Source organism: Pseudomonas sp. TKO26 (assembly GCF_003225665.1).
In the GTDB taxonomy this organism is placed as follows: Bacteria; Pseudomonadota; Gammaproteobacteria; order Pseudomonadales; family Pseudomonadaceae; genus Aquipseudomonas; species Aquipseudomonas saponiphila.
The window spans coordinates 437,725-457,956 of the sequence record NZ_QKLN01000001.1; the positions used below are offsets into that span (position 1 = coordinate 437,725).

The 20,232-nt window shown below is 62.9% G+C and carries 19 protein-coding genes and 1 pseudogene; 9 read left to right on the plus strand and 11 right to left on the minus strand.

Annotation, left to right across the window (positions count from 1 at the left end; genetic code table 11):
* The first annotated feature begins 128 nt into the window (after window positions 1-128).
* Genes DNK59_RS02150 through DNK59_RS02160 form a run of 3 tightly spaced genes read left to right on the plus strand, consistent with a single transcriptional unit; the run spans window position 129 to window position 2,944 of the window.
* The gene (locus DNK59_RS02150) at window positions 129-1,235 is read left to right on the plus strand and encodes a diguanylate cyclase (RefSeq protein WP_110722138.1); all 1,107 of its coding nucleotides are present in this window, start codon (window positions 129-131) and stop codon (window positions 1,233-1,235) included.
* A complete protein-coding gene (locus DNK59_RS02155) occupies window positions 1,228-2,166 on the plus strand; it encodes an iron-sulfur-binding ferredoxin reductase (protein WP_110722139.1) in 939 nt (312 codons plus the stop codon). Before DNK59_RS02150 ends, DNK59_RS02155 begins: the two co-directional genes overlap by 8 nt.
* Window positions 2,167-2,194: 28 nt before the next feature.
* Window positions 2,195-2,944 carry an enoyl-CoA hydratase-related protein gene (locus DNK59_RS02160; RefSeq protein ID WP_110722140.1) on the plus strand — a complete coding sequence of 250 codons (750 nt, stop codon included), beginning with the start codon at window positions 2,195-2,197 and terminating at the stop codon, window positions 2,942-2,944.
* An 82-nt stretch (window positions 2,945-3,026) separates the two neighbouring features.
* Here the strand turns inward: DNK59_RS02160 and pyk are convergent, their stop codons facing one another.
* On the minus strand, window positions 3,027-4,478 hold the full coding sequence (gene pyk / locus DNK59_RS02165) for a pyruvate kinase (RefSeq protein WP_092311146.1): 1,452 nt from the start codon (window positions 4,476-4,478) through the stop codon (window positions 3,027-3,029).
* A gap of 157 nt (window positions 4,479-4,635) precedes the next feature.
* Here pyk and DNK59_RS02170 point away from each other — a divergent pair, with 157 nt between their 5' ends.
* A complete protein-coding gene (locus DNK59_RS02170) occupies window positions 4,636-5,010 on the plus strand; it encodes a hypothetical protein (protein ID WP_060840750.1) in 375 nt (124 codons plus the stop codon).
* Window positions 5,011-5,228: 218 nt separating this feature from the next.
* A complete protein-coding gene (locus DNK59_RS02175) occupies window positions 5,229-5,588 on the plus strand; it encodes a PilZ domain-containing protein (RefSeq protein WP_092311149.1) in 360 nt (119 codons plus the stop codon).
* A 15-nt stretch (window positions 5,589-5,603) separates the two neighbouring features.
* Here the strand turns inward: DNK59_RS02175 and DNK59_RS02180 are convergent, their stop codons facing one another.
* Genes DNK59_RS02180 through DNK59_RS02205 form a run of 6 tightly spaced genes read right to left on the minus strand, consistent with a single transcriptional unit; the run spans window position 5,604 to window position 12,370 of the window.
* Window positions 5,604-6,935: a DUF58 domain-containing protein gene (locus DNK59_RS02180; RefSeq protein WP_110722141.1), complete on the minus strand. Its 1,332-nt coding sequence runs from the start codon at window positions 6,933-6,935 to the stop codon at window positions 5,604-5,606.
* A gap of 13 nt (window positions 6,936-6,948) precedes the next feature.
* A complete protein-coding gene (locus tag DNK59_RS02185) occupies window positions 6,949-7,974 on the minus strand; it encodes a MoxR family ATPase (protein ID WP_110722142.1) in 1,026 nt (341 codons plus the stop codon).
* Entirely contained in the window at window positions 7,971-9,134 is a 1,164-nt protein-coding gene (locus DNK59_RS02190) for a DUF4350 domain-containing protein (RefSeq protein WP_110722143.1), read from the minus strand. Before DNK59_RS02190 ends, DNK59_RS02185 begins: the two co-directional genes overlap by 4 nt.
* A complete protein-coding gene (locus DNK59_RS02195) occupies window positions 9,131-10,681 on the minus strand; it encodes a DUF4129 domain-containing protein (RefSeq protein ID WP_092311161.1) in 1,551 nt (516 codons plus the stop codon). The genes DNK59_RS02190 and DNK59_RS02195 overlap by 4 nt, the downstream gene beginning before the upstream one ends.
* Window positions 10,668-11,648 (minus strand): stage II sporulation protein M, encoded by a 981-nt coding sequence (locus DNK59_RS02200; RefSeq protein WP_110722144.1) that lies wholly within the window; start codon window positions 11,646-11,648, stop codon window positions 10,668-10,670. The genes DNK59_RS02195 and DNK59_RS02200 overlap by 14 nt, the downstream gene beginning before the upstream one ends.
* Window positions 11,645-12,370 (minus strand): RDD family protein, encoded by a 726-nt coding sequence (locus DNK59_RS02205; RefSeq protein WP_092311167.1) that lies wholly within the window; start codon window positions 12,368-12,370, stop codon window positions 11,645-11,647. Before DNK59_RS02205 ends, DNK59_RS02200 begins: the two co-directional genes overlap by 4 nt.
* Window positions 12,371-12,555: 185 nt before the next feature.
* On the opposite strand from DNK59_RS02205, the gene sbcB reads away from it, so the two are divergent.
* A complete protein-coding gene (sbcB, locus tag DNK59_RS02210) occupies window positions 12,556-13,983 on the plus strand; it encodes an exodeoxyribonuclease I (RefSeq protein ID WP_092311170.1) in 1,428 nt (475 codons plus the stop codon).
* 104 nt (window positions 13,984-14,087) lie between these two features.
* Here sbcB and mvaT read toward each other — a convergent pair whose 3' ends face one another.
* Window positions 14,088-14,462, minus strand: a complete 375-nt coding sequence (gene mvaT / locus DNK59_RS02215) for a histone-like nucleoid-structuring protein MvaT (RefSeq protein WP_060840742.1) — start codon at window positions 14,460-14,462, stop codon at window positions 14,088-14,090.
* Window positions 14,463-14,809: 347 nt separating this feature from the next.
* On the opposite strand from mvaT, the gene purU reads away from it, so the two are divergent.
* Both purU and DNK59_RS02225 read left to right on the plus strand, forming a co-directional pair.
* Window positions 14,810-15,658 carry a formyltetrahydrofolate deformylase gene (purU, locus tag DNK59_RS02220; RefSeq protein WP_047305937.1) on the plus strand — a complete coding sequence of 283 codons (849 nt, stop codon included), beginning with the start codon at window positions 14,810-14,812 and terminating at the stop codon, window positions 15,656-15,658.
* Between the two features lie 67 nt (window positions 15,659-15,725).
* Complete coding sequence (locus DNK59_RS02225; protein WP_092311173.1) at window positions 15,726-15,926, plus strand: hypothetical protein; 201 nt, start codon at window positions 15,726-15,728, stop codon at window positions 15,924-15,926.
* A gap of 9 nt (window positions 15,927-15,935) precedes the next feature.
* Here the strand turns inward: DNK59_RS02225 and DNK59_RS32330 are convergent, their stop codons facing one another.
* Together DNK59_RS32330 and DNK59_RS32335 are read right to left on the minus strand one after the other, a co-directional pair.
* On the minus strand, window positions 15,936-16,700 hold the full coding sequence (locus tag DNK59_RS32330) for a methyl-accepting chemotaxis protein (RefSeq protein WP_371920245.1): 765 nt from the start codon (window positions 16,698-16,700) through the stop codon (window positions 15,936-15,938).
* A 93-nt stretch (window positions 16,701-16,793) separates the two neighbouring features.
* Window positions 16,794-17,825, minus strand: a pseudogene (locus DNK59_RS32335) (cache domain-containing protein); the annotation flags it as partial.
* Between the two features lie 192 nt (window positions 17,826-18,017).
* On the opposite strand from DNK59_RS32335, the gene DNK59_RS02235 reads away from it, so the two are divergent.
* Window positions 18,018-19,505, plus strand: coding sequence for a helicase HerA-like domain-containing protein (locus DNK59_RS02235; RefSeq protein ID WP_110722146.1), 1,488 nt, complete (start codon window positions 18,018-18,020; stop codon window positions 19,503-19,505).
* Between the two features lie 15 nt (window positions 19,506-19,520).
* Here DNK59_RS02235 and DNK59_RS02240 read toward each other — a convergent pair whose 3' ends face one another.
* Window positions 19,521-19,976, minus strand: a complete 456-nt coding sequence (locus DNK59_RS02240; protein ID WP_110722147.1) for a DUF721 domain-containing protein — start codon at window positions 19,974-19,976, stop codon at window positions 19,521-19,523.
* Between the last annotated feature and the right edge of the window lie 256 nt (window positions 19,977-20,232).

Consider the following 20,232-nt stretch of genomic DNA (forward strand, 5'->3'; position numbering starts at 1 on the left):
ATCGGCGGCGAAACCGCAGGACACGGCTTAAAATTTGGATAGTCATTTGCAGGGCGCAGCACTAAAGTGGCAACTGGCCTGCAGGGTAGGACACTCTTTAAGCCTCCTTTCTCACGGTGAATCGACGATTGACCCATAAAGCCATCCAGAGCTTGTTGTTCAAGCGCTTCAGCATTGCCGCTGGCACGTACGGACTGATCCTGCTGCTGTTCTGGCTGGCGGTTCTTACGGGGCACTATCGCGCCTCCATCAGCAGTGCACTGTTGGGCAGCGCATTGGTGGTGGCCAGCCAGGGGGTGCTGTACTGGGTCTTCACCAGTGGGCGCAACCTGCGCTTTGCCGACCCCAGCCTGACCGAGGTCCAGGTGGTGTTGGGCATTGCCTGGCAGACCTGGCTGATTGCCCATCTGGATCAGGCCCGCGGCGCTTTCCTGGTGTTCTATATCCTGCCGCTGCTGTTCGGTCTGTTTCATTTGTCCCGGCGTGCCTACCTGCGCTGCGCGGCGCTGATCTTCTTCTGTTTTGCCGGGGTCAATCTGTGGGACGGTTTTCGTTTTGTCCTCGAGGACCCGCAACTGACGGCGCTGCAAGTCTGTGTGTTGCTGGTGATGCTGGTGTGGATGTGCCTGTACGCCGCCTATGTGCAAGCTTCGCGCTCACGCATGCGGCAGCGGCGTTTTGCCTTGCAGGCCCATCAGGACACGCTGCGGGGGATGATGCGGCAACTGGAGGACCTGGTGGCCACCGACGAACTCACCGGCCTGTTCAACCGCCGGCACTTCCTGCGCAACGCCAGCCGTGAACTGCAGGCCATGGACCAGGAGCAGGTACATGGGTTGGCGCTGATCGATCTGGATCATTTCAAGCGCATCAACGATCTGCACGGTCATGCGGCGGGGGATCAGGTGTTGCAGGCGTTCGCCGGGGTGGCCAGCGCCTGCCTGCGGGACGGCGATGTACTGGCACGCTACGGCGGTGAGGAGTTCGTGGTCCTGCTGCCCGAGTGTGATGCCGAGCGCCTGACCTCCTGCTGTGAACGGCTGCGCCTGGCCTTCATGGAGGTGCAACTGGTGGGCTTGAATGTGCGTGACCTGAGCCTGTCTGCGGGGATGACCCTGCTGCAGGCCGGCGATGACCTGGACATGGCGCTGCAACGGGCCGACCAGGCGCTGTACCGGGCCAAGCGCGATGGTCGCAATCGTTGCTCGGCGGCCTGGGAAAACCTTGATGCCTGAATTGACCGTCGGTAGCCGGCGCTGGTCGGTGGCGCCGGCCAGCAATCTGCTGGATGCCTTGAACCAGGCCGGTGTGGCGGTGCCCTACAGCTGCCGCGCCGGCAGTTGTCACGCGTGCCTGGTGCAGTGTGTCCAGGGACTGCCCAGCGACAGTCGGCCGGATGCCCTGAGCGATGAGCAGCGCCGTCGCGGCTGGCGCCTGGCCTGTCAGTGCCAGGTGGTGGAGGATCTGCAGGTCGAGACGTTCGATCCGCAGCGCGATGGCCAGCCGGCCAGGGTGATCGGGCTGGACTGGCTGTCTCCCTCGGTCCTGCGCCTGCGCCTGCAACCTGAGCGGCCGTTGCGTTATCGCGCCGGCCAGCATCTGGTGTTGTGGACGGCCACTCAGGTAGCCCGGCCATACTCCCTGGCCAGCCTGCCGGAAGAAGATCGCTTTCTGGAGTTTCACCTGGACTGCCGGCACCCGGGGCAATTCAGCGATGCGGCGCGCCAGCTGCAGGTAGGCGATACCCTCTCGTTGGGCGAGTTGCGCGGTGGCGCCTTGCACTACGACCCGGACTGGCAGCAACGGCCCCTCTGGCTGTTGGCGGCGGGCACCGGGCTGGCGCCACTGTTTGGCATTTTGCGCGAGGCCTTGCGGCAGGATCACCAAGGCCCTATCCGTCTCATTCACCTGGCCCATGACAGTTCCGAGCATTACCTGGCCAAACCCTTGGCTGCGCTGGCGGCGAACCGCCCGCAACTGAGTGTCGAGCTGTGGCAGGGGGCTGAGCTGACGGCGGCTTTGACGCAACTGCGACTTGTTTCCCGGCAAACCCTGGCCTTACTCTGCGGGCACCCCGACAGCGTCGAAGCCTTTGCCCGGCGTCTGTACCTGGCGGGGTTGCCGCGCAATCAACTGCTGGCCGATGTGTTCCTGCCCCGTGGTTGAGCGCTGACTTTTCCAAAGCGAGATCTCCATGACCGATGCCATCGAGCTGCACCGCGAAGGTGGGCTGCTGACCCTGCGCCTGAACCGCCCCGACAAGAAAAACGCCCTGACTCGTGCCATGTACAGTCGCCTGGCCCAAGCCCTGGCCGAGGCGGACGCCGATCCGCAAATCAATGCCTTGCTGATCTGCGGCAGCAGCGAATGCTTTACCGCCGGCAACGATATCGCCGACTTCCTGGAGCAGCCCCCCAAGGACCTCGACAGCCCGGTGTTCCAGTTCATGCGCAACCTGCTCGATTGCCGCAAGCCGGTGGTGGCTGCGGTCGCGGGGGCGGCGGTGGGCATTGGTACCACCTTGCTGCTGCATTGCGATCTGGTCTATGTCAGTCGTGACGCGCGCTTGCGCATGCCGTTCGTCAACCTTGGGCTGTGTCCGGAGTTCGGTTCGAGCCTTATCCTGCCGCGCCTGCTGGGGCGGGCCAAGGCCGCTGAATTGCTGCTGCTCGGCGAAGGCTTCAGTGGTGAGCAGGCTGCAGCCTGGGGCATTGCCACCGCGGCTTTGGGCGATGGTGCAGCGACCTTGGCCAAGGCCCGGGAAGCGGCCTTGCGTTTCAGTCAGCTGGCGCCCGACGCGGTGCAGGTCAGCAAGCGCCTGATGCGGGCGCCGGACCTTGAGCTATTGCGCCAGGTCATCGAGCAGGAAGGGCTGGAATTCACTCGGCGCCTGCAGTCGCCGGAAGCGATTGCCGCGTTGTCCGGGTTTCTCGCCAAGGCTTGAGGACGGCGACATCTGTTCCCTGCGGACATGAAAAAGCCCCGGCGTTTTCGGCGCCGGGGCTTTTCGTGCTGCGGGTCGGTACTCAGACCATCGGGTCGCCGACGTGCAGGATCTTCATGCCGTTGGTGCCACCGGTGGTGTGGTAGCTGTCGCCCTTGGTGAGGATCACCCAGTCGCCTTTCTCCACTACGCCGCGCTTGAGCAGCTCATCGATCGCCGCCTGGCTGACCTGCTCGGGCGGCAGGGAGGCCGGGTCGAACGGGATGGTGTAGACGCCCCGGAACATGGCCGCGCGGGCCTGGGTTTCGCGGTGCGGGGAGTAGGCGTAGATCGGCACCGAAGAACGGATACGCGACATGATCAACGGGGTGTAGCCACTTTCGGTCAGGGCGATGATCGCCTTGACGCCGGGGAAGTGGTTGGCGGTGTACATGGCGGCCAGGGCGATGCTCTGGTCGCAGCTTTCGAACACCTTGCCCATGCGGTGGCTGGAGGTCTTGCTGGTGGGGTGCTTTTCCGCACCGACACAGATCCGCGCCATGGCCTGCACCGCTTCCAGTGGGTAGGCGCCGGCGGCGCTTTCCGCCGAGAGCATCACCGCATCGGTGTAGTCGAGCACGGCGTTGGCCACGTCGGACACTTCGGCGCGGGTCGGCATCGGGTTCTGGATCATCGACTCCATCATCTGGGTCGCGACGATCACTGCCTTGTTGTGGCGACGGGCGTGAAGAATGATTTTCTTCTGGATGCCCACCAGCTCGGCGTCGCCGATTTCCACGCCCAGGTCGCCACGGGCCACCATCACCGCGTCGCTGGCGTTGATCAGGCCGTCGAGGGTTTCATCGTCGGCTACGGCTTCGGCGCGTTCGATCTTCGCCACCAGCCAGGCGGTGCCACCGGATTCGTCACGCAGTTTGCGCGCGTATTCCATATCAGCGGCGTCACGGGGGAAGGACACGGCCAGGTAGTCGACCTGCATTTCGGCGGCGAGCTTGATGTCGGCCTTGTCTTTTTCGGTCAGGGCTGGAGCGGTCAGGCCTCCACCACGACGGTTGATGCCTTTGTGGTCGGACAGCGGGCCACCGACGGTCACCACGCAGTGCAGCTCGGTGGCGGTGGCGGTTTCCACGCGCATTACCACGCGGCCATCGTCCAGCAGCAGTTCGTCATTGACGCCGCAATCCTTGACCAGGTCCGGGTAGTCGATGCCGACGATGTCCTGGGTGCCCTCGGTCAGCGGGTGCACGGTGGAGAAGGTGAACTTGTCACCGATCTTCAGTTCAATGCGCTTGTTGGCAAATTTGGCGATACGGATCTTCGGGCCTTGCAGGTCGCCGAGGATGGCCACGAAACGGCCGTGCTTGGCTGCCAGGTCGCGGACCAGTTGGGCGCGAGCCTTGTGCTCGTCCGGCGTGCCGTGGGAGAAGTTCAGGCGGGCGACATCCAGGCCTGCAAGAATCAACTGTTCGAGAACTTCCGGCGAGTTACTGGCCGGGCCAAGGGTGGCAACGATTTTGGTACGACGAACGGACATGCACGGACTCCTGAGTTCAAGCGCAACGAGAGGCTACTATGCTCCGAAGTTGTAGTCATTGTTCGTTTGCACTACTTAATGCTTTGTTTGTTTAGCGCAACAACCTTGAAGATTTTTGCTGATGAGTCGATACACTGCACAAGACAGGAGATACCCCATGCGATTCGTACTCATTGCTATCCTGGCCGTCAGTGTTGTCGGCTGCACCCGCTGGTCCATGAACCATCATTTGAACAACGCCTATCGCGCCTATGACCGCGGCAATTGCGAGAGCGTGATGCTCGAGTTGAGCCAGGTCGACCGTGACAGCCGTGCGCGGCGCTATATCCAGCCGGAAGTATCGATGCTGCGCGGGCAATGCCTGGAGCGGCAGAAGTTGTTCGTCGATGCGGCGCAGACTTATCAGTTCATCATTACCCAGTACCCCAGCAGCGAGTACGCCTACCGCGCTCGTGCGCGCCTGGACACCTTGCAGCAACTGGGTCACTACCCGGCAAACGGTGCCGCGCAAGTTCGTCGCACTGCGTTGTAAGTCACAGCGCTTCGGGGCAGTGTAAATGCCCCTCGCGCTTGAGCTAACATTTGTACAGGTTGTTCGAACACTGCCCGGTTCCTGCCTGGGCGGTGGCGTTGAAATCCTCCAGACGATTTTCCTCGCACCTCGAATCCGGGCGAACGAGCCGCTCTTGCAGGTCCGTTCCGATGCACTAGTGCGGTCATGCTTAATGGCCTTTCATAGCGATACCCAGCATGTTCACTGAACCGCGGATCGAGCGGCATCAACTGCCGTCCTACTTGAGAGTCTTCAATCGGTTTACCGACAAGCCTGTCGGTTTCCTGGGCAACATCTCCGCAGACGGGCTGATGCTGATCAGCTCGTTGCCGATGCTGATCGGCGCCGCGTTCGAGTTGCGGATCAAAGTCCCCGGCGGTGATGGACAACTGCAGTTCATCGACTTCAGCGCCTGGTGCCTGTGGTGCCGCGAGGACCTGACCCCACATCAGTACGACAGCGGCTTCAGCCTGTTGCGAGCGAACGACGGCTTCGCCGAACTGCAGCAGGCCCTACGGCACTACTTCAGCTTTCACCCCTTGCAGACGTCGGCCTGACAGGCCCGATTGCCGCTACAGGCTGCCGGCCTTCTTCCAGCTCAGATAACGGCTGACCAGATCCGCGCCAAGCTCTCCAGGGCGAGCATCGAGCAGGGCGATGCCGTGTGCGCTCAGTCGTTCGTGAAGTTCGGCGCGGCCGTTCAGGTAATTCACCGCCGAGCTGTAGAGCAGCGCTTCGGGCAAGGTCTGCACCGGGTTCTGACGCAACTGGTCGAGCACTTCCTCGCGCAGGCTGGCCACCAGCACCCGATGCTGGCGACCGATGCGCTTGACCGCGGTCAGCAGTTCCTCATCGTCTTCGTCCCGCAGGTTGGTGACCAGCACCACCAGGGCCCGACGCTTCTGCCGGGCCAGCAGTTCGCTGGCGGCGGCCTGGTAGTCGGCGGGACGCTGGCTGGTGTGCAGATCGTAGACGCCGTTGAGCAGCACATTCAGATGGGCCTGCCCCTTGATCGGCGCCACGTAGCGCGAGCGCTCCCCGGCGAAGGCGTACAGGCCTACGGCATCTCCCTGGCGCAGGGCCACGTAACTGAGCAGCAGGCTGGCGTTGAGGGCATGGTCGAAATGCGCCAGTTCGTCGTCCTGGCTGCGCATGCGGCGTCCGCAGTCGAGCATGAAAATGATCTGCTGGTCGCGTTCGTCCTGATACTCCCGGGCGATGGGTGTGCGTTGGCGGGCGGTAGCTTTCCAGTCGATCTGCCGCAGGCTGTCGCCTTCGCGAAACTCCCGCAGCTGATTGAACTCCAGGCCCAGGCCCCGACGTTGCAACTGGCGCACCCCGAGCTGGCTGAGCCAGTTGTCCACCGCCAGCAATTGCGCACCGTACAGGCGCGCGAAGTCCGGATAGACCCGGGTGCTGCCATGCACCTTGAGCAAACGCCTGGCGCTCCACAGGCCCAGAGGGCTGGGCAGCGCCACCTCACACTGGTCGAAGTCGAAATGCCCCCGTTGCAGCGGCCGCACACTGTAGCCGACCTTGCTGACCTGGCCGGGCTCCAGGCTGACGGATTGCGGCAGATGCTCGAAGCTCAGGCCCTGAGGCGGATGATCGAACAGTTGCACGTGCAGCGCCTGGCCGTAGGGATGGCGGATCTCCAACTGCACGTCGCTCCAGCGCCCCAGGGGCAGGCTGCCGGGCAACTGGCGCCGGACCTCGGGCGAGGCCAGACGGGACAGGCGCAGGGCATCGAGCAGGGCCAGCAGCACCAGCGCCAGCAACAGTCCCCAGGCGATCGAGTCCAGGCGCGGCATGGCCTGGATGCCCAGCGCGCGCATGGCGCCCAGGAGCAGGTCCAGGCTGGTCAGAGTACCCAGCCAGATGAGCAACAGACGGGTCGGTTTCATCGCGCTGCACGGCTCACAAGCGCGGAGCCGGGATCTGTTCGAGCATCTGCTTGAGCACCTGCTCCACCGACAGCCCTTCGATATCCAGCTCCGGGGCGATCCGCACCCGGTGGCGCAGCACGGCCATGGCGCAGCCCTTGATGTCATCCGGAACCACGAATTCGCCGCCACGCAACAAGGCCCGGGCCCGAGCACCGCGGACCAGGGCAATCGAGGCCCGAGGCCCGGCGCCGAGGCTCAGGCCCGGCCAGCTGCGGGTGGCCCGGGCCAGTCGCACGGCATAGTCGAGCACCTGATCGTCCAGAGGCAGGTCACTGGCGATGCGCTGCAGGGCCAGCACGTCCTTGGCCTGGAGCACGGTGCGCAGGGGCTGTACATCGAGCATGTCGGCGCGGGTCGAACGCGCGACCTGGCGGACCATCTCCAGCTCTTCGTCGGCATCCGGGTAGTCCATGCGCAGTTTGAGCATGAAACGGTCCAGCTCGGCTTCCGGCAGCGGGTAGGTACCTTCCTGTTCGATGGGGTTCTGGGTGGCCAGGACCATGAACGGCTGGGCAATGGGCAGGGCTCGGCCTTCCAGGGTGACCTGGCGTTCCTGCATGGCTTCCAGCAGGGCGGCCTGGGTCTTGGCCGGGGCGCGGTTGATCTCGTCCGCCAGCAGCAGGTTGGTGAACAGCGGTCCCTTGCGCAGCTTGAACTGTTCGCTCTGCAGGTCGTACACCGCGTGGCCGGTGACATCGCTGGGCATCAGGTCCGGGGTGAACTGGATCCGCGCGAAGTCACCGCCGAAACAACGGGCCAGGGCCCGCACCAGCAGGGTCTTGCCGAGGCCGGGAACCCCTTCGAGCAACACGTGGCCGCCGGCGATCAGGGCGGTCAGCACGTCATCGATCACCGCTGTCTGGCCAATCAGCACTTTCTGCAGTTCCTGGCGTACGGCTTGGGCCAGCTGGCTGGCGCGCTGGCGCTGCTGGACGGCATGCTCCTGGGGCGGTGTTGCCTCGGAGGTGTCTTGGGATTCGACGGGTTGTTCGCTCATAGGGCATTCCTGAGTGTTTGCAGGTGGGCGACCTGGTGGCTGAAGTCAGCGCTGGAAAGGCGCTGCCCGGACAAGGGTTGCAGGGCCTGTTGCACCGTGCTGACAGGCTGTCGGCTGAGCAGGGCGAGGACCTCCCACTGGGCTTCAGTGGGCAACTGCTCGAAGCCCGGATGGCGGCGGCGCGCCCGACGCCGGATATCCAGGTGCAGCGCCTGCAGCAACGGTGCCTGGCCGCCATGGCGCAGGAGAAAGTCGGCGCTGGCCCGCAGATGTTCGCGCAGTTGACGCCGGGCCTTGGGGGCCGGTGCCTGCAACGGACCCTGGCGGCTGCCGGCCTGCCACAGCCATAGGCCGATCAACAGTGCCAGGGCTACCAGCGCCTGGGGAAAATAGCGCCAGAGCAATTGCCACAGGCTCGGGTGGTCGGTGTTGAACAGCAGGGTCACCGCCGTATCGGTGTTCAGGTACCACAGCAGCCAGGCGTTGTCGTACAGACCGATACTCGGGGTTTTCCAGATGTCGGCATCGGTCAGTACGGTGACCGAGCCCTGGCCATAATCGAGCTGGACCATGTGGGTGGCCGTGGCGCTGTTGGCCCAGGACTGGGCCAGGTTGTCCGGGTCGGACAGATCAAAGGCGGTATCGAAGCCGACGTAGGCCGGGGCCTGTTCGTCTTCCAGGTAGATCTTGGTCAGCTTCGGAAAGGCCTCGTCGGCATCCTGTTGCACCGGCGGCTCCTGATCCTCGCTGAGCTGCTGATGGATCTGCACCCGGTCCAGCAGCAAATCGCCGCTTTGCTCGGTGTCTTCGTCCCACAGGGCTTCGGCGACAAAGATCAGCCGGCCGCCGGCACGGGCCCAGTCCAGCACCTGATCGACCTGGCGCGGACTCATGTTGGAACGCTCGCCGAGCAGCAACAGGCTGTTGCCGACCGGCTTGAGGCTGGCCAGTACTTCCAGGCCGTTGGCATGGTCGACCTTGAGGCCGCGCTCGCGCAAAAACCTCTCGGCAGCCAGATAGGGATTGGCCCGGGCCTCGGGAGACGGGCCGTGATCGACCAGTTCCTGATAGGGCGTGGCGTGGTGGTACAGGGAGTAGCCGGCAGCGCCCAGTACCAGGATCAGCAACAGCGCCAGGCCGCCCCATAGGTAGCGTTTCATGCGCAGGCTCCCGGACCGAACAGGCTGCGCCAGCCATCACACAGTTGTGCTTGCAGGTCGGCGCCGGGCACGCGATGACCGTAGGCCATGTTCTGCCAGTGGGTGGTCAATTCGCGGCTGAAGGCTTCCAGGGACGGTTGCTGCAGCGCCTTGATCCGTTCCAGCACCTGACCTTCGGTGTCGGCCACGCTCAGAGGCAGTTGAAAGTCCTCCAGCAAGCGGCAGAGCAAGGCCCGATACAACAGGCCCAGCGCTTCCCGAGGCTGGCTGGCCCACAGTTCCTGGGCGTGGGCGGCGACATCGGCGGGCAGGGATTGGCTGCTGACGTCCAGGCCGAACAGTTGCTGGGGGATCGCCGCCGGGCGTTTTTTGCGCGGCAGCGGACGGCGGCTGACAAAGGCCCGCAGCCAGTCACGGTAGCGCCACAGCAACCAGCCCAGAGCACTGAGCAGTAAGCCCCAGAGGAGGATTTCCAGGCCCTTGGCGAAGTTGCCGAAGCGATTCTGGTCGAGGTTGTCCAGCAGACTCTTGAGCCAGCCCGGAGGCTTGCCCTTGGCGTCCTTTTTCGCGGTCTGCTCTTCGCCGAAGCGGTAGCGGGTGACCGATTCCTGATTCTTGAACGGCGGTTTATCCAGGATGCCCTGGATGCTGTCCTTCGCCGCCTTGCTGGTCAGGGGTTGCTGCAACAACCGGGGCGCTTCAGGGCCGGCCACGGAACTGTTGGGGTTGGCCGCCCACGGCGCCTGGCCCGGCATCGCCAGCAGCAGGCCGCTCACCAGCAGCAGCGCCGCGACGCCGCTCAGGCGTTGACGCAGGCGGCGAAACACCAGCTCGATGTCCCAGGCCTCGAGCTCGGTGCGGCGATTGAGGTACAGGCTGAAGCCGCAGGCCACGTAGATCGGCTCCCAGATCACCAGCACCAGGGCGTAGAAGGCGTTAGTCAGGTGTTCCAGCCACAGCCAGTCCTGCTGGGCGGCGACGACCAGGCTCTGCCAGTTCCAGTCCAGCTCGACCTGTTGCGGCAACAGCAGGTAGAACAGCACCAGCAGGCCGATCCACAAGGCGCCCTCCAGGTGCATGCCGATCAGCGTCAGCCAGCGCGCAGCCCCGGCGTTGCGTTGCAACAGCACGCCCAGGCGCTGCTGCCGGGCCTCGCCGCCGAGGCCTTCCAGTTGTACCACCGGCAGGACGAAGCTGCGGCTCAGGCTGAAGCGGCGCCAGGTCAGGCTGGCCAGCAATTGCGATTTGAGCAGGCGCGGCCACTGGCGCAGGGCCTGGCCGAGGCTCGGGGTTTCACCGAACAAAGCCTTGGACAGGATAAACAGCGGCAAGGGCTCGAAGGCTGGCTTGAGCCACCAGAACAGCAGCACCGCCAGGGAGGGCGATTGCCACAGCAGCAGGCTCAGCAGGGCGAACACCGGCAGGCTGACGATGGCCCAGCTGGTCATCAGCAAGCGCCGGTGGCGCTGGCTCAGGAGCACGCCCAGGTCCATGGCTTCCCAGGTCGTGCGGGGGCGGATCACCACACTGGCATCACTCAGGCGCATGGGGTGCTCGTCCGGCCAGGGTCAGGTACGCCAGCATCAGGCCCCACAGGCCGGCGCCGACGCTGTATTTGATCCAGGCCGCGGGCCAGGTCATGGAGGACCAGTAGGCTTCTATAAAGGCAGCGATCAGCAGAAACACAATCACCCCGTAGATCAGTTGCACGCTGATCCGCGCGGCCTGCAACAGCGCGTCGCCGCGCCTCAGGCGCCCGGGGGCGATCAGCGCCCAGCCCAGCTTCAGCCCGGCCGCACCGGACAGGGCAATGGCGCTCAGTTCGAAGGCACCATGGCCGATGACGAAGGGCCAGAAGGTCTGGCCGAAGCCGATCTGGGTCAGGTGGCCGGCGATGGCGCCGATCATCAGGCCGTTGAACAACAGGAAGAACACACTGCCCAGGCCAAACAGCAGACCGCTGGCGAAGGTCTGAAAGGCGATGCCGATGTTGTGCATGATGTAGTAGCCGAACATCACCCAGTCTTCGCTGGAGGCGCGCTCGGCGACCCGTCCCAGGCGTGCGCCGCTGGGGGCGTACATGCTCTGCATTTCCGATACCTGCTGCGGGCTCACCAGGCTGTAGACCAGTTCGGGGTAGAGGTACACCAACAGGCCGATACCCAGCAGGCTGCCGAAGAACAGCAGGCTGGCGATCAGAACCAGGCGCCATTCCTGGCGCACCAGGCGTGGAAAGCCGGCCAGTATGAATCCCAGGACATTGGCGCTGATGGCGGTGCGCTGCCGGTACAGTTGCTGGTGGCCGCGCAACGCCAGTTGCTGCAATGGATCGATCAGGTAACTGCTGTAGCCGCGTTCCTGGGCCAGGGCCAGGTGCTGGCACAGGCGGCGGTAGTCCTGGACGAAGGTCTGGCAGTCTTCGCCCCGGGTGCGACCCCGCTCAAGCTGCTCGAGCAGTTGCTCGAACTGCTGCCATTGCGCCTGGTGGCGGCTTTCGAAAAGGCTCTGTTTCATGTGGATCCCAGAAAGCCGCGGGCGATGCCATTGAGTTCGGCTGTCGCCTGGGCTGCGGGCAGGTGCAGCGGCTGCGCGAGGATGCCTGCCAGTTCCCGGGTTCGTTCGGCGGACAGCTGGCCCTGGCGTTCGGCAAAGCCGAGGATCGCCCGCTGTTCATTCAGGCTCAGGGCGAAGGGCGCGGAGCGGGGCGTGGCGTCGGGCAGTTGCGGTCGGCTCAGGGATTGCTCGCGGTAGATCACCAGGGTGCCGGCGGCCAGGTCGCCGAGGCGCTTGAAGGTTGGATGCTGCAGGCAACTGATGGCGCCGAGGAAGTAGCCGAACGGCAACATGTCGGCAAAGCGCAGCAGGTTGCGGGTCAGGGAGGCGCTCCAGCCAATGGGCGTGCCATCGTCCTGAACCACGCGCAGTCCCATCAGCTGCTTGCCGGGCGAGCGGCCCTGGTTCAGCACCTCGAACAGCACCATGTACCACCAACTGATCAGGAACAGCAGGATCGAGCCGAGGCCGATGCCGATCTCGCCGAAAAAGCCCAGCACGATGAACAGCAGGCCCAATACCAGCCCGCGAATGCCCAGGTCGAGGGCAAACGCCAGGGTACGCACCAGCAACCCCGCCGGCCGCAGCGGCAGATCGATACCCTCGGGGGTTTCGACCTGATACCGCGTATCCAGTGGCGGGTGCAGCGATGCGTTCCTTGGCGTTGCTGTCGTCTCAAGCATGGGCAACTTAGAGGCTTGGCCTGGTAGAGAAAAATCCAGCGCAGATGCTAGCAGTGTCCGAGGGGCAAACGACATCATTAACTACGATTTCAGCACGCTGCTCTGCTCGCCGCCCGTTCACGCGGCTGGCCCTGGTGACGCTTGAGCGCCTAGACTGCGGCGGTCTTTCAGTTCAGGAACAGGCCGTGACTTCCCTCTTTTGGTACGACTACGAAACCACCGGCATCAATCCGCGCTGCGATCGCCCGTTGCAAGTGGCCGGTATTCGCACCGACCTGGCGCTCAACGAGATCGACGAGCCGGTCAACCTCTATTGCCAGCCCAGCGACGACATCCTGCCGCACCCGGCGGCCTGCATGATCACTGGCATCACCCCCGGTCGCCTGGCGGCCCAGGGCTTGAGCGAGGCGGACTTCATGACCCGGGTGCACGCCCAGTTGGCGCGCCCGGGCACCTGTGGCGTGGGCTACAACACCCTGCGCTTTGACGATGAGGTGACCCGCTACAGCCTGTATCGCAATTTCTTCGATCCCTATGCCCGCGAGTGGCAGGGCGGCAACAGTCGCTGGGATCTGATCGATGTGGTGCGCACCGCCTATGCCTTGCGTCCCGAAGGCATCGTCTGGCCCGAGGAGCAGGGGCAGGTGACCCTCAGGCTGGAACGGCTGACCGCGGCCAACGGCATCGATCATGGCCAGGCCCACGATGCGCTGTCCGATGTTCGAGCGACCATTGCCCTGGCGCGGTTGATTCGTGACCGGCAACCCAAACTCTATGACTGGCTGTTCCAGCTGCGCAGCAAACAGCGGGTGATGGATCAGATTCGCCTGTTGCAGCCTCTGGTGCATATTTCCGGGCGCTTCTCCGCTGCGCGCCACTACCTCGGCGTGGTGCTGCCCCTGGCCTGGCATCCGCGCAATCGCAATGCGCTGATTGTCTGTGACTTGCATCTGGATCCCCAGGGATTGCTGGACCTGGACGCTGAAACCTTGCGCCAGCGTTTATATACCCGGCGTGATGATCTGGCGGACGGCGAGTTGCCGGTGCCGTTGAAACTCATCCATATCAATCGCTGCCCGGTAGTGGCGCCCTTGAATGTCTTGCGGGGCGAGGATCAACAGCGATTGCACTTGGATATGGAGCAGTACCAGCGCCGGGCCGGGCTTTTGACGGAAACTCAGGAAGTTTGGCGGGATAAACTTTCGCTGATTTATGCTCCCGATGAGTTCGCGGCCAGCGAGGATCCGGAGCAACAGTTGTACGACGGCTTTATTGGCGATCGCGACCGGCGATTGTGTGAGCAAGTACGTGAAGCCGATCCGCTGCATTTGGCTCGGCAACAGTGGCCCTTTGATGATGAGCGCTTGCCGGAATTGCTCTTTCGCTACCGCGCTCGCAACTTTCCGGAAACATTGGATGAAGCCGAGCAAGAGCGTTGGCGGGCATTTTGCCGCCAGCGTTTGCTAGAGCCGAAACTCGGCGCGCCCAATACCCTGGAAAGTTTTGCCCAGGGGCTTGAACAATCGTTGTTAAGTGCAGATCCCCGGCAACGTCAGGTGCTGGATGAATGGCAGGCCCATGTTCAGGACCTGAGTGGGCGCCTGGCTCTTTGAGAGCGGGGCCAGCCCCTTGGGCATTAAGCCCGGACATAAAAAAACGCCAGCATGCTGGCGTTTTTTCATTGCGGCGGTAAGGCCCGGGCGCTCACTGGCGAGACTTAGCCCAGCAGGGTTGCCCAGCCTTCGACCACGTCGCCGCCCCACTTGGCTTTCCACTCTTTCAGAGTCTTGTGGTTGCCGCCTTTGGTTTCGATGACTTCACCGTTGTGCGGGTTCTTGTACTGTTTAACTTTGCGGGCACGCTTGGTGCCAGTGGTTTTTACAGCAGCGCGAGGCGCTTTAACTTTCGACTCCGGATCCAGCAGGGCAATGATGTCGCGCAGGGACTTGGAGTACTCGCCCATCAGGCTGCGCAGTTTGCCTTCGAATTCCAGTTCGGTTTTCAGTTTGTCGTCCTGGGACAGGTTCTTCAAACGTGCTTGCAGTTCTTTAATGGCTTCTTCTGTAGCACGGTATTCGTTGATCAGGGACATGAGGACTACCTTATTGAGCGCTGAGTGACTGGGTGACAGTGTCGCAATAATAGTCAGGGAGTTTGTGCAAGTAAACATAATAACGCTGCTTTATTCGTCGCTCTTAGTGTGTTTAGGCGCAAAAGTCATTTCGCTATTTAATAGATCGAAGGACTCGATTGCGCTATACGCAAATTAGTTGGGCGCTATTGGCAAGTGTCTGCGGCAGTGCTTGCAGTGGTGCCCGATAAGACTCAATCAGGGCGCTGTTGCCAATCTAATCCGGGCCTGCGGCGCAATGAATACTGCAGTTTTGTCGCGTAATGGCTAGAATGGCGGCCTTTGCGAAGTTCTGGAGTTTTCCCCTCATGCGCACCTTTCGGTTGGTGATTTCTTGCCCTGACCGCGTTGGCATCGTTGCCAAAGTCAGTAACTTTCTGGCCTCCCATAACGGTTGGATCACCGAAGCGAGCCACCACTCGGACAATCTCAGTGGCTGGTTCTTCATGCGTCACGAGATTCGTGCCGACTCCCTGCCTTTTGGCCTGGAGGCTTTTCGCCAGGCCTTTGCGCCGATCGCCGAAGAGTTCTCGATGGACTGGCGCATCACCGATACCGCCGAGAAAAAGCGCGTCGTGCTGATGGCCAGCCGCGAGTCCCATTGCCTGGCGGATCTGTTGCACCGCTGGCACAGCGATGAGCTCGATTGCGAAATCGCCTGTGTGATCTCCAACCACGACGACCTGCGCAGCATGGTCGAGTGGCATGGCATTCCTTACTACCATGTGCCCGTCAATCCGCAGGACAAGGAGCCGGCGTTTGCCGAGGTGTCGCGTCTGGTCAAGCAGCACGATGCCGAGGTGGTGGTGCTGGCGCGCTACATGCAGATCCTGCCGCCTGAGCTGTGCCGCGAATATGCGCACAAGGTGATCAACATCCACCACAGCTTCCTGCCGTCCTTCGTCGGCGCCAAGCCTTACCACCAGGCGTCCCTGCGTGGGGTGAAGCTGATCGGCGCCACTTGCCACTACGTCACCGAAGAGCTGGACGCCGGTCCGATCATCGAGCAGGACGTGGTGCGGGTCAGCCACAGCGACAGCATCGAGGACATGGTGCGTTTCGGTCGCGATGTGGAGAAGATGGTCCTGGCCCGCGGCCTGCGCTACCACCTGGAAGACCGGGTGCTGGTGCACGGCAACAAGACCGTGGTGTTCTGATCGAAAAAAAACCAGGAGCCGGGTTCAAGCTCCCGGTCCTGGTTGTTCACATCGAGAGCTCAGCCCGATGACCGATCCACTGGATAAAGCCACTTCCAAGGCTCCCGCCACCCTCGGCGAGGGCTGCCTGAGCCGTTATGACCCGGATGAGCTGGATGCTGAAGACGGCACCGAGTTTCCCGGTGCCGCCCAATTGTGGGAGCAGTTGCAGCAGGAGCCCTCGCTACCTGCGTCCGTAGGCGTCGATTTGCCGGTGAAAGGGCCCTGAGGCCCTTCGTCAAATCCTGAAGCTGCCTACCAGGTGCTTCAAGCGCGCCGATTGCTGTTCCAGATCCGAGCAGGCCCGCAGGGTTGCCTGCAGGTTTTCAACGCCTTCCTGATTCAGCGTGTTGATTTCGGTGATGTCCATGTTGATGGATTCGACCACCGAGGTCTGTTCTTCCGTGGCGGTGGCCACCGACTGGTTCATGCCGTCGATCTCGCCAATGCGCTGGGTCACGCTGCTCAGCCGCTCCCCGGCCTGGTTGGCGATCTCCACGCTGTCCTGGCTGTGGCGCTGACTGTTGCTCATGGTGCTGACCGATTCCCGGGCGCCCACTTGCAACTCCTCGATCATGGTTTGCACTTGCTGGGCCGATTCTTGGGTGCGGTGCGCCAGGTTGCGTACTTCATCGGCCACTACGGCGAATCCGCGGCCGGCCTCGCCGGCCCGGGCCGCTTCGATGGCAGCGTTGAGCGCCAGCAGGTTGGTCTGCTGGGAAATGCTGGTGATGACTTCGAGAATCTGCCCGATGTTCACCGTCTTGCTGTTGAGGGTTTCGATGTTGCTGCTGGAGGCACTGATCATCTCCGACAGCTGGTTCATCGCCTGGATGCTGCGATCCACCACTTGCTGGCCGTCTTCGGCCAGGTTGCGAGCGTCGCTGGCCTGTTGTGAGGCCTGGGCGGCATTGCGGGCGATTTCCTGGGCCGCGGCCCCCAGTTGATTGATGGCGGCGGCGACGCTGTTGGTGCGGCTGGCCTGTTCATCGGAATTGAGCATCGACGAATTGGAGGCGCTGACCACCCGCAGGGCCACTTCGTTGACGTGTTCGGTGGCCGAGGAAACCTCGCGGATCGAACCGTGGATGCGTTCGACGAAACGGTTGAAGGCAGTGCCGAGAATGCCGAATTCGTCCTGGTTGTGGATCTTCAGGCGGCGGGTCAGGTCGCCTTCGCCGTCGGCGATGTCCTGCATCGCCCGGGTCATCACATGCAGGGGTTGCATCAGCAGGCGGATCAGCAGGCCCAGCAGGGCAATGGTCAGGGCCACGGCGGTCAGGGTGGCGATCAGGGCCGAGGTGCGGAACTCGCTGAGCATGGCGAATGCCTTGTCCTTGTCCACCGACAGACCGATGTACCAGTTCACCGAAGACAGACCCTTGATCGGGGTGAAGGTGACGATGCGGGTTTTGCCGTCGACGCTGATCTCGCTGAGTTCATTGCTGATGCGCGGGGTGTCCTGGGGATAGACGTCCTTGAGGGTCTTCATCACCAGGTTCTTGTCCGGGTGCACCAGGATCTTGCCGTCGGCGCTGATCAGGAACGCATAGCCCATGCCGTCGAAGTCCAGAGCGTTGATGCTGTCGGCAATCACTTGCAGGCTCAGGTCGCCACCGACCACGCCAATGCGCTGGCCAGCCTTGATTACGCTGTCGACGATGGAAATGACCAGCTGGCCGGAAGCCAGGTCGATATAGGGTTCGGTCAGGGCCGAGCCGTTGCTGCTCTCGGCGCTTTTGTACCAGGGGCGCGCGCGCGGGTCGTAGCCGTCCGGCATCTTGCTGTCCGGGCGGATGATGAAGGTGCCGTCCTTGTTGCCCAGGTAAGCCCCCATGAAGGTCGAACTCACCGACTTCTGTTCCAGCAGGTTGCTGACCTTGGTCGGATCGGGGTTGAGGGCCACCGACTGGGAGATGTTTTCGATCAGCAAGGCGCGGCCGGCAAGCCAGGTCTGAATATTTTTTGCCGTGACGTCGCCCATTTCCTGAAGATAGTTGTCCAGATCATTGCGAATGGCGTTGCGTTGCAGGTAATCGTTGTAGAGCGTGAATAGTGCAAAGGCAGCTATGACGATCAGCGAGGCGGCAAGCAGGATCTTGTGGCTGAAGCGCAGATTTTTGTTCATGGCTTGGGGGTCCGCTAAGGTCTTTGAGTCCAGGGTATCGGGTTGGAAAAGCGCGTGAAAAGGGCGGTGTAGTAAGTAAGCTGATATCTCCGTCTATCCCAAAGGAATTACCTGACCTTTATTTCAGATACTTCTGATCCATCATTTTTCATATCGACCGTTTAAGGCCAAAGATTAACCTGAGGTGACAAAATGCCTGACTCTTTGCAACTGATTATCGGTGCCGATCTCGGTGGCCAGCCGGTCGCCCAGGCCATGCGCCTGGCCAACCGCCACGGGCTGGTGGCCGGCGCTACCGGTACCGGCAAGACCGTGACCCTGCAGCGCCTGGCAGAAGCGTTCAGTGACGCCGGGGTCGCGGTGTTCGCTGCGGATATCAAGGGCGACCTGTGCGGGCTGGGAGCCGCGGGGGATCCCCAAGGCAAGGTCGCCGCGCGAATTGCCGGGATGCCGTGGCTCAAGCATCGGCCTCAGGCTTATCCGGTAACGCTGTGGGATATCCAGGGGCAATCCGGTCATCCCCTGCGTACCACGTTGAGCGAGATGGGTCCGCTGTTGCTGGGAAGCTTGCTGGAACTGACCGACAGCCAGCAGTCGGCGCTGTATGCGGCATTCAAGGTGGCCGACCGTGAGGGGCTGTTGCTGCTGGACCTGAAGGATCTGAAGGCGCTGCTCAATCACCTCAGGGACAATCCGCAGTTGCTGGGAGACGATGCCGCGCTGATGACCAGCGGCTCCAGCCAGGCGTTGTTACGGCGTTTGGCAATCTTGGAGCAGCAGGGCGCAGAGGCGTTGTTCGGCGAGCCGGCGCTGCAACTCAATGACATCCTGCAACCGGCTGCCGATGGTCGCGGGCGTATTCACCTGCTGGATGCCAGTCGTCTGGTGCATGAAGCACCGAAGGTCTATGCCACCTTCCTTTTATGGCTGCTGGCCGAACTGTTCGAGCAACTGCCGGAGCGCGGGGATGGGGAAAAACCTCTGCTTGCGCTGTTTTTTGACGAGGCGCACTTGTTGTTTTCCGGTACGCCCAAGGCGCTGCAGGACCGCCTGGAGCAGGTGGTGCGGCTGATTCGTTCCAAAGGCGTGGGGGTGTATTTCGTGACTCAGTCGCCCGGGGATTTGCCGGACGATGTGCTGGCGCAGTTGGGGCTGCGGATTCAACACGGCTTGCGGGCCTTCACCGCCAAGGAGCAGAAGTCGTTGCGTGCGGTGGCCGAGGGTTTTCGTCCCAATCCGGCGTTTGACGCGCTGTCGGTGCTGACCGAGCTGGGCATCGGCGAGGCGTTGGTGGGCACCCTGCAGGACAAGGGAACTCCGGAAGTGGTCCAGCGTGTGCTGGTGGCACCGCCGCAATCACGGATCGGGCCGCTGACCGCCGCCGAGCGCCAGGCCTTGATTGCCAGCTCGCCGCTGCAGGGGCGTTATGACCAGCCGATCGATCGTGAGTCGGCGTATGAAGTGCTCATGGGGCGCAAGAATCTGGCGCCCGAGGAGTCCGCAACGGCAGACAAGCCGGGAGAGCAGGAGCCGAGTCTGGCGGATCGCGCCGGTGAGTTTCTCGGCACCGCAGCCGGGCAGGCCTTGAAGTCGGCCATGCGTCAGGCGGCCAATCAGTTGGGGCGGCAATTGGTCAGGGGGTTGATGGGCTCGTTGCTGGGCGGCAGCAAGCGGCGCTGAGGTCTGGCGTCCGGGTCAGCCGCGTGGCTTGGCGTGGCTGGCCAGGCGCTCCAGGGCGGCGCGCAGGTTGGGATCGCTTATGCCTTCGGCGGTGGCCTGGATGGTTTCGGCGGCATTGTTCGACAGATCCATGGTGTGCCCCACCGCGCCCTGTTGGACCGTGGGCGGCTGAACCTTGAACAGAATGCGCGTCAGGTTGCTGAACTCGTTGAAGGCCTGCAACTGGCGCTGCAGGCGCTTCTGTTGGTAGCGCAGGCGCGTGGCCCAGTGACCGTCGGTGACGATCAGCAACAGGCTGCCGTCGCGCCATGAGGCGACATGGCAGTGTTCGCGAGCCGCCGGTTGCAACTGGCTCTCCAGCAGGCGCTGCAGGTGCGCCAGGCGCTGAGCGTGGCCGAGTATGGCTTTCAGAGGCTTGGCTTCGCGAAGAAGAACGGCGGGCGCGCGTGCCGTAAGGGGGCGAAATGCCATGATCAGACACCTGAAGTTACAGAGGCGCCATGGTAGCAGAAACCGCCCGGGCCGCCGGGCTCATCGCTTTTTCGTACTCTGACGACTTTCTCGCCCTTTGCTGATCGTAATCATTAACTTCAGGGGGGAATGGGCTTGAAGTTCGGCAAAAAGCCCTTATTTTAGGTGAGCCCCGTCACAGCGCTGTGCCAGCATCGTGGAATAACGCCACTTTCCTCACCATCGTTTCCGGGTAGAATGCTCGTTCGCATGCGGC

Excerpts from the sequence above, each read along its gene's own strand:
- DNK59_RS02240 (WP_110722147.1), bottom strand. The coding sequence starts at position 19,976 with ATGGCATTTCGCCCCCTTACGGCACGCGCGCCCGCCGTTCTTCTTCGC.
- DNK59_RS02185 (WP_110722142.1), bottom strand. The coding sequence starts at position 7,974 with ATGAGCGAACAACCCGTCGAATCCCAAGACACCTCCGAGGCAACACCG.
- DNK59_RS02175 (WP_092311149.1), top strand. The coding sequence starts at position 5,229 with ATGTTCACTGAACCGCGGATCGAGCGGCATCAACTGCCGTCCTACTTG.
- DNK59_RS02225 (WP_092311173.1), top strand. The coding sequence starts at position 15,726 with ATGACCGATCCACTGGATAAAGCCACTTCCAAGGCTCCCGCCACCCTC.
- DNK59_RS02160 (WP_110722140.1), top strand. The coding sequence starts at position 2,195 with ATGACCGATGCCATCGAGCTGCACCGCGAAGGTGGGCTGCTGACCCTG.
- pyk (WP_092311146.1), bottom strand. The coding sequence starts at position 4,478 with ATGTCCGTTCGTCGTACCAAAATCGTTGCCACCCTTGGCCCGGCCAGT.
- DNK59_RS02180 (WP_110722141.1), bottom strand. The coding sequence starts at position 6,935 with ATGAAACCGACCCGTCTGTTGCTCATCTGGCTGGGTACTCTGACCAGC.
- DNK59_RS02200 (WP_110722144.1), bottom strand. The coding sequence starts at position 11,648 with ATGAAACAGAGCCTTTTCGAAAGCCGCCACCAGGCGCAATGGCAGCAG.
- DNK59_RS02190 (WP_110722143.1), bottom strand. The coding sequence starts at position 9,134 with ATGAAACGCTACCTATGGGGCGGCCTGGCGCTGTTGCTGATCCTGGTA.
- DNK59_RS32330 (WP_371920245.1), bottom strand. The coding sequence starts at position 16,700 with ATGCTCAATTCCGATGAACAGGCCAGCCGCACCAACAGCGTCGCCGCC.
- DNK59_RS02155 (WP_110722139.1), top strand. The coding sequence starts at position 1,228 with ATGCCTGAATTGACCGTCGGTAGCCGGCGCTGGTCGGTGGCGCCGGCC.
- mvaT (WP_060840742.1), bottom strand. The coding sequence starts at position 14,462 with ATGTCCCTGATCAACGAATACCGTGCTACAGAAGAAGCCATTAAAGAA.
- DNK59_RS02235 (WP_110722146.1), top strand. The coding sequence starts at position 18,018 with ATGCCTGACTCTTTGCAACTGATTATCGGTGCCGATCTCGGTGGCCAG.
- DNK59_RS02205 (WP_092311167.1), bottom strand. The coding sequence starts at position 12,370 with ATGCTTGAGACGACAGCAACGCCAAGGAACGCATCGCTGCACCCGCCA.
- DNK59_RS02170 (WP_060840750.1), top strand. The coding sequence starts at position 4,636 with ATGCGATTCGTACTCATTGCTATCCTGGCCGTCAGTGTTGTCGGCTGC.
- DNK59_RS02195 (WP_092311161.1), bottom strand. The coding sequence starts at position 10,681 with ATGCGCCTGAGTGATGCCAGTGTGGTGATCCGCCCCCGCACGACCTGG.
- purU (WP_047305937.1), top strand. The coding sequence starts at position 14,810 with ATGCGCACCTTTCGGTTGGTGATTTCTTGCCCTGACCGCGTTGGCATC.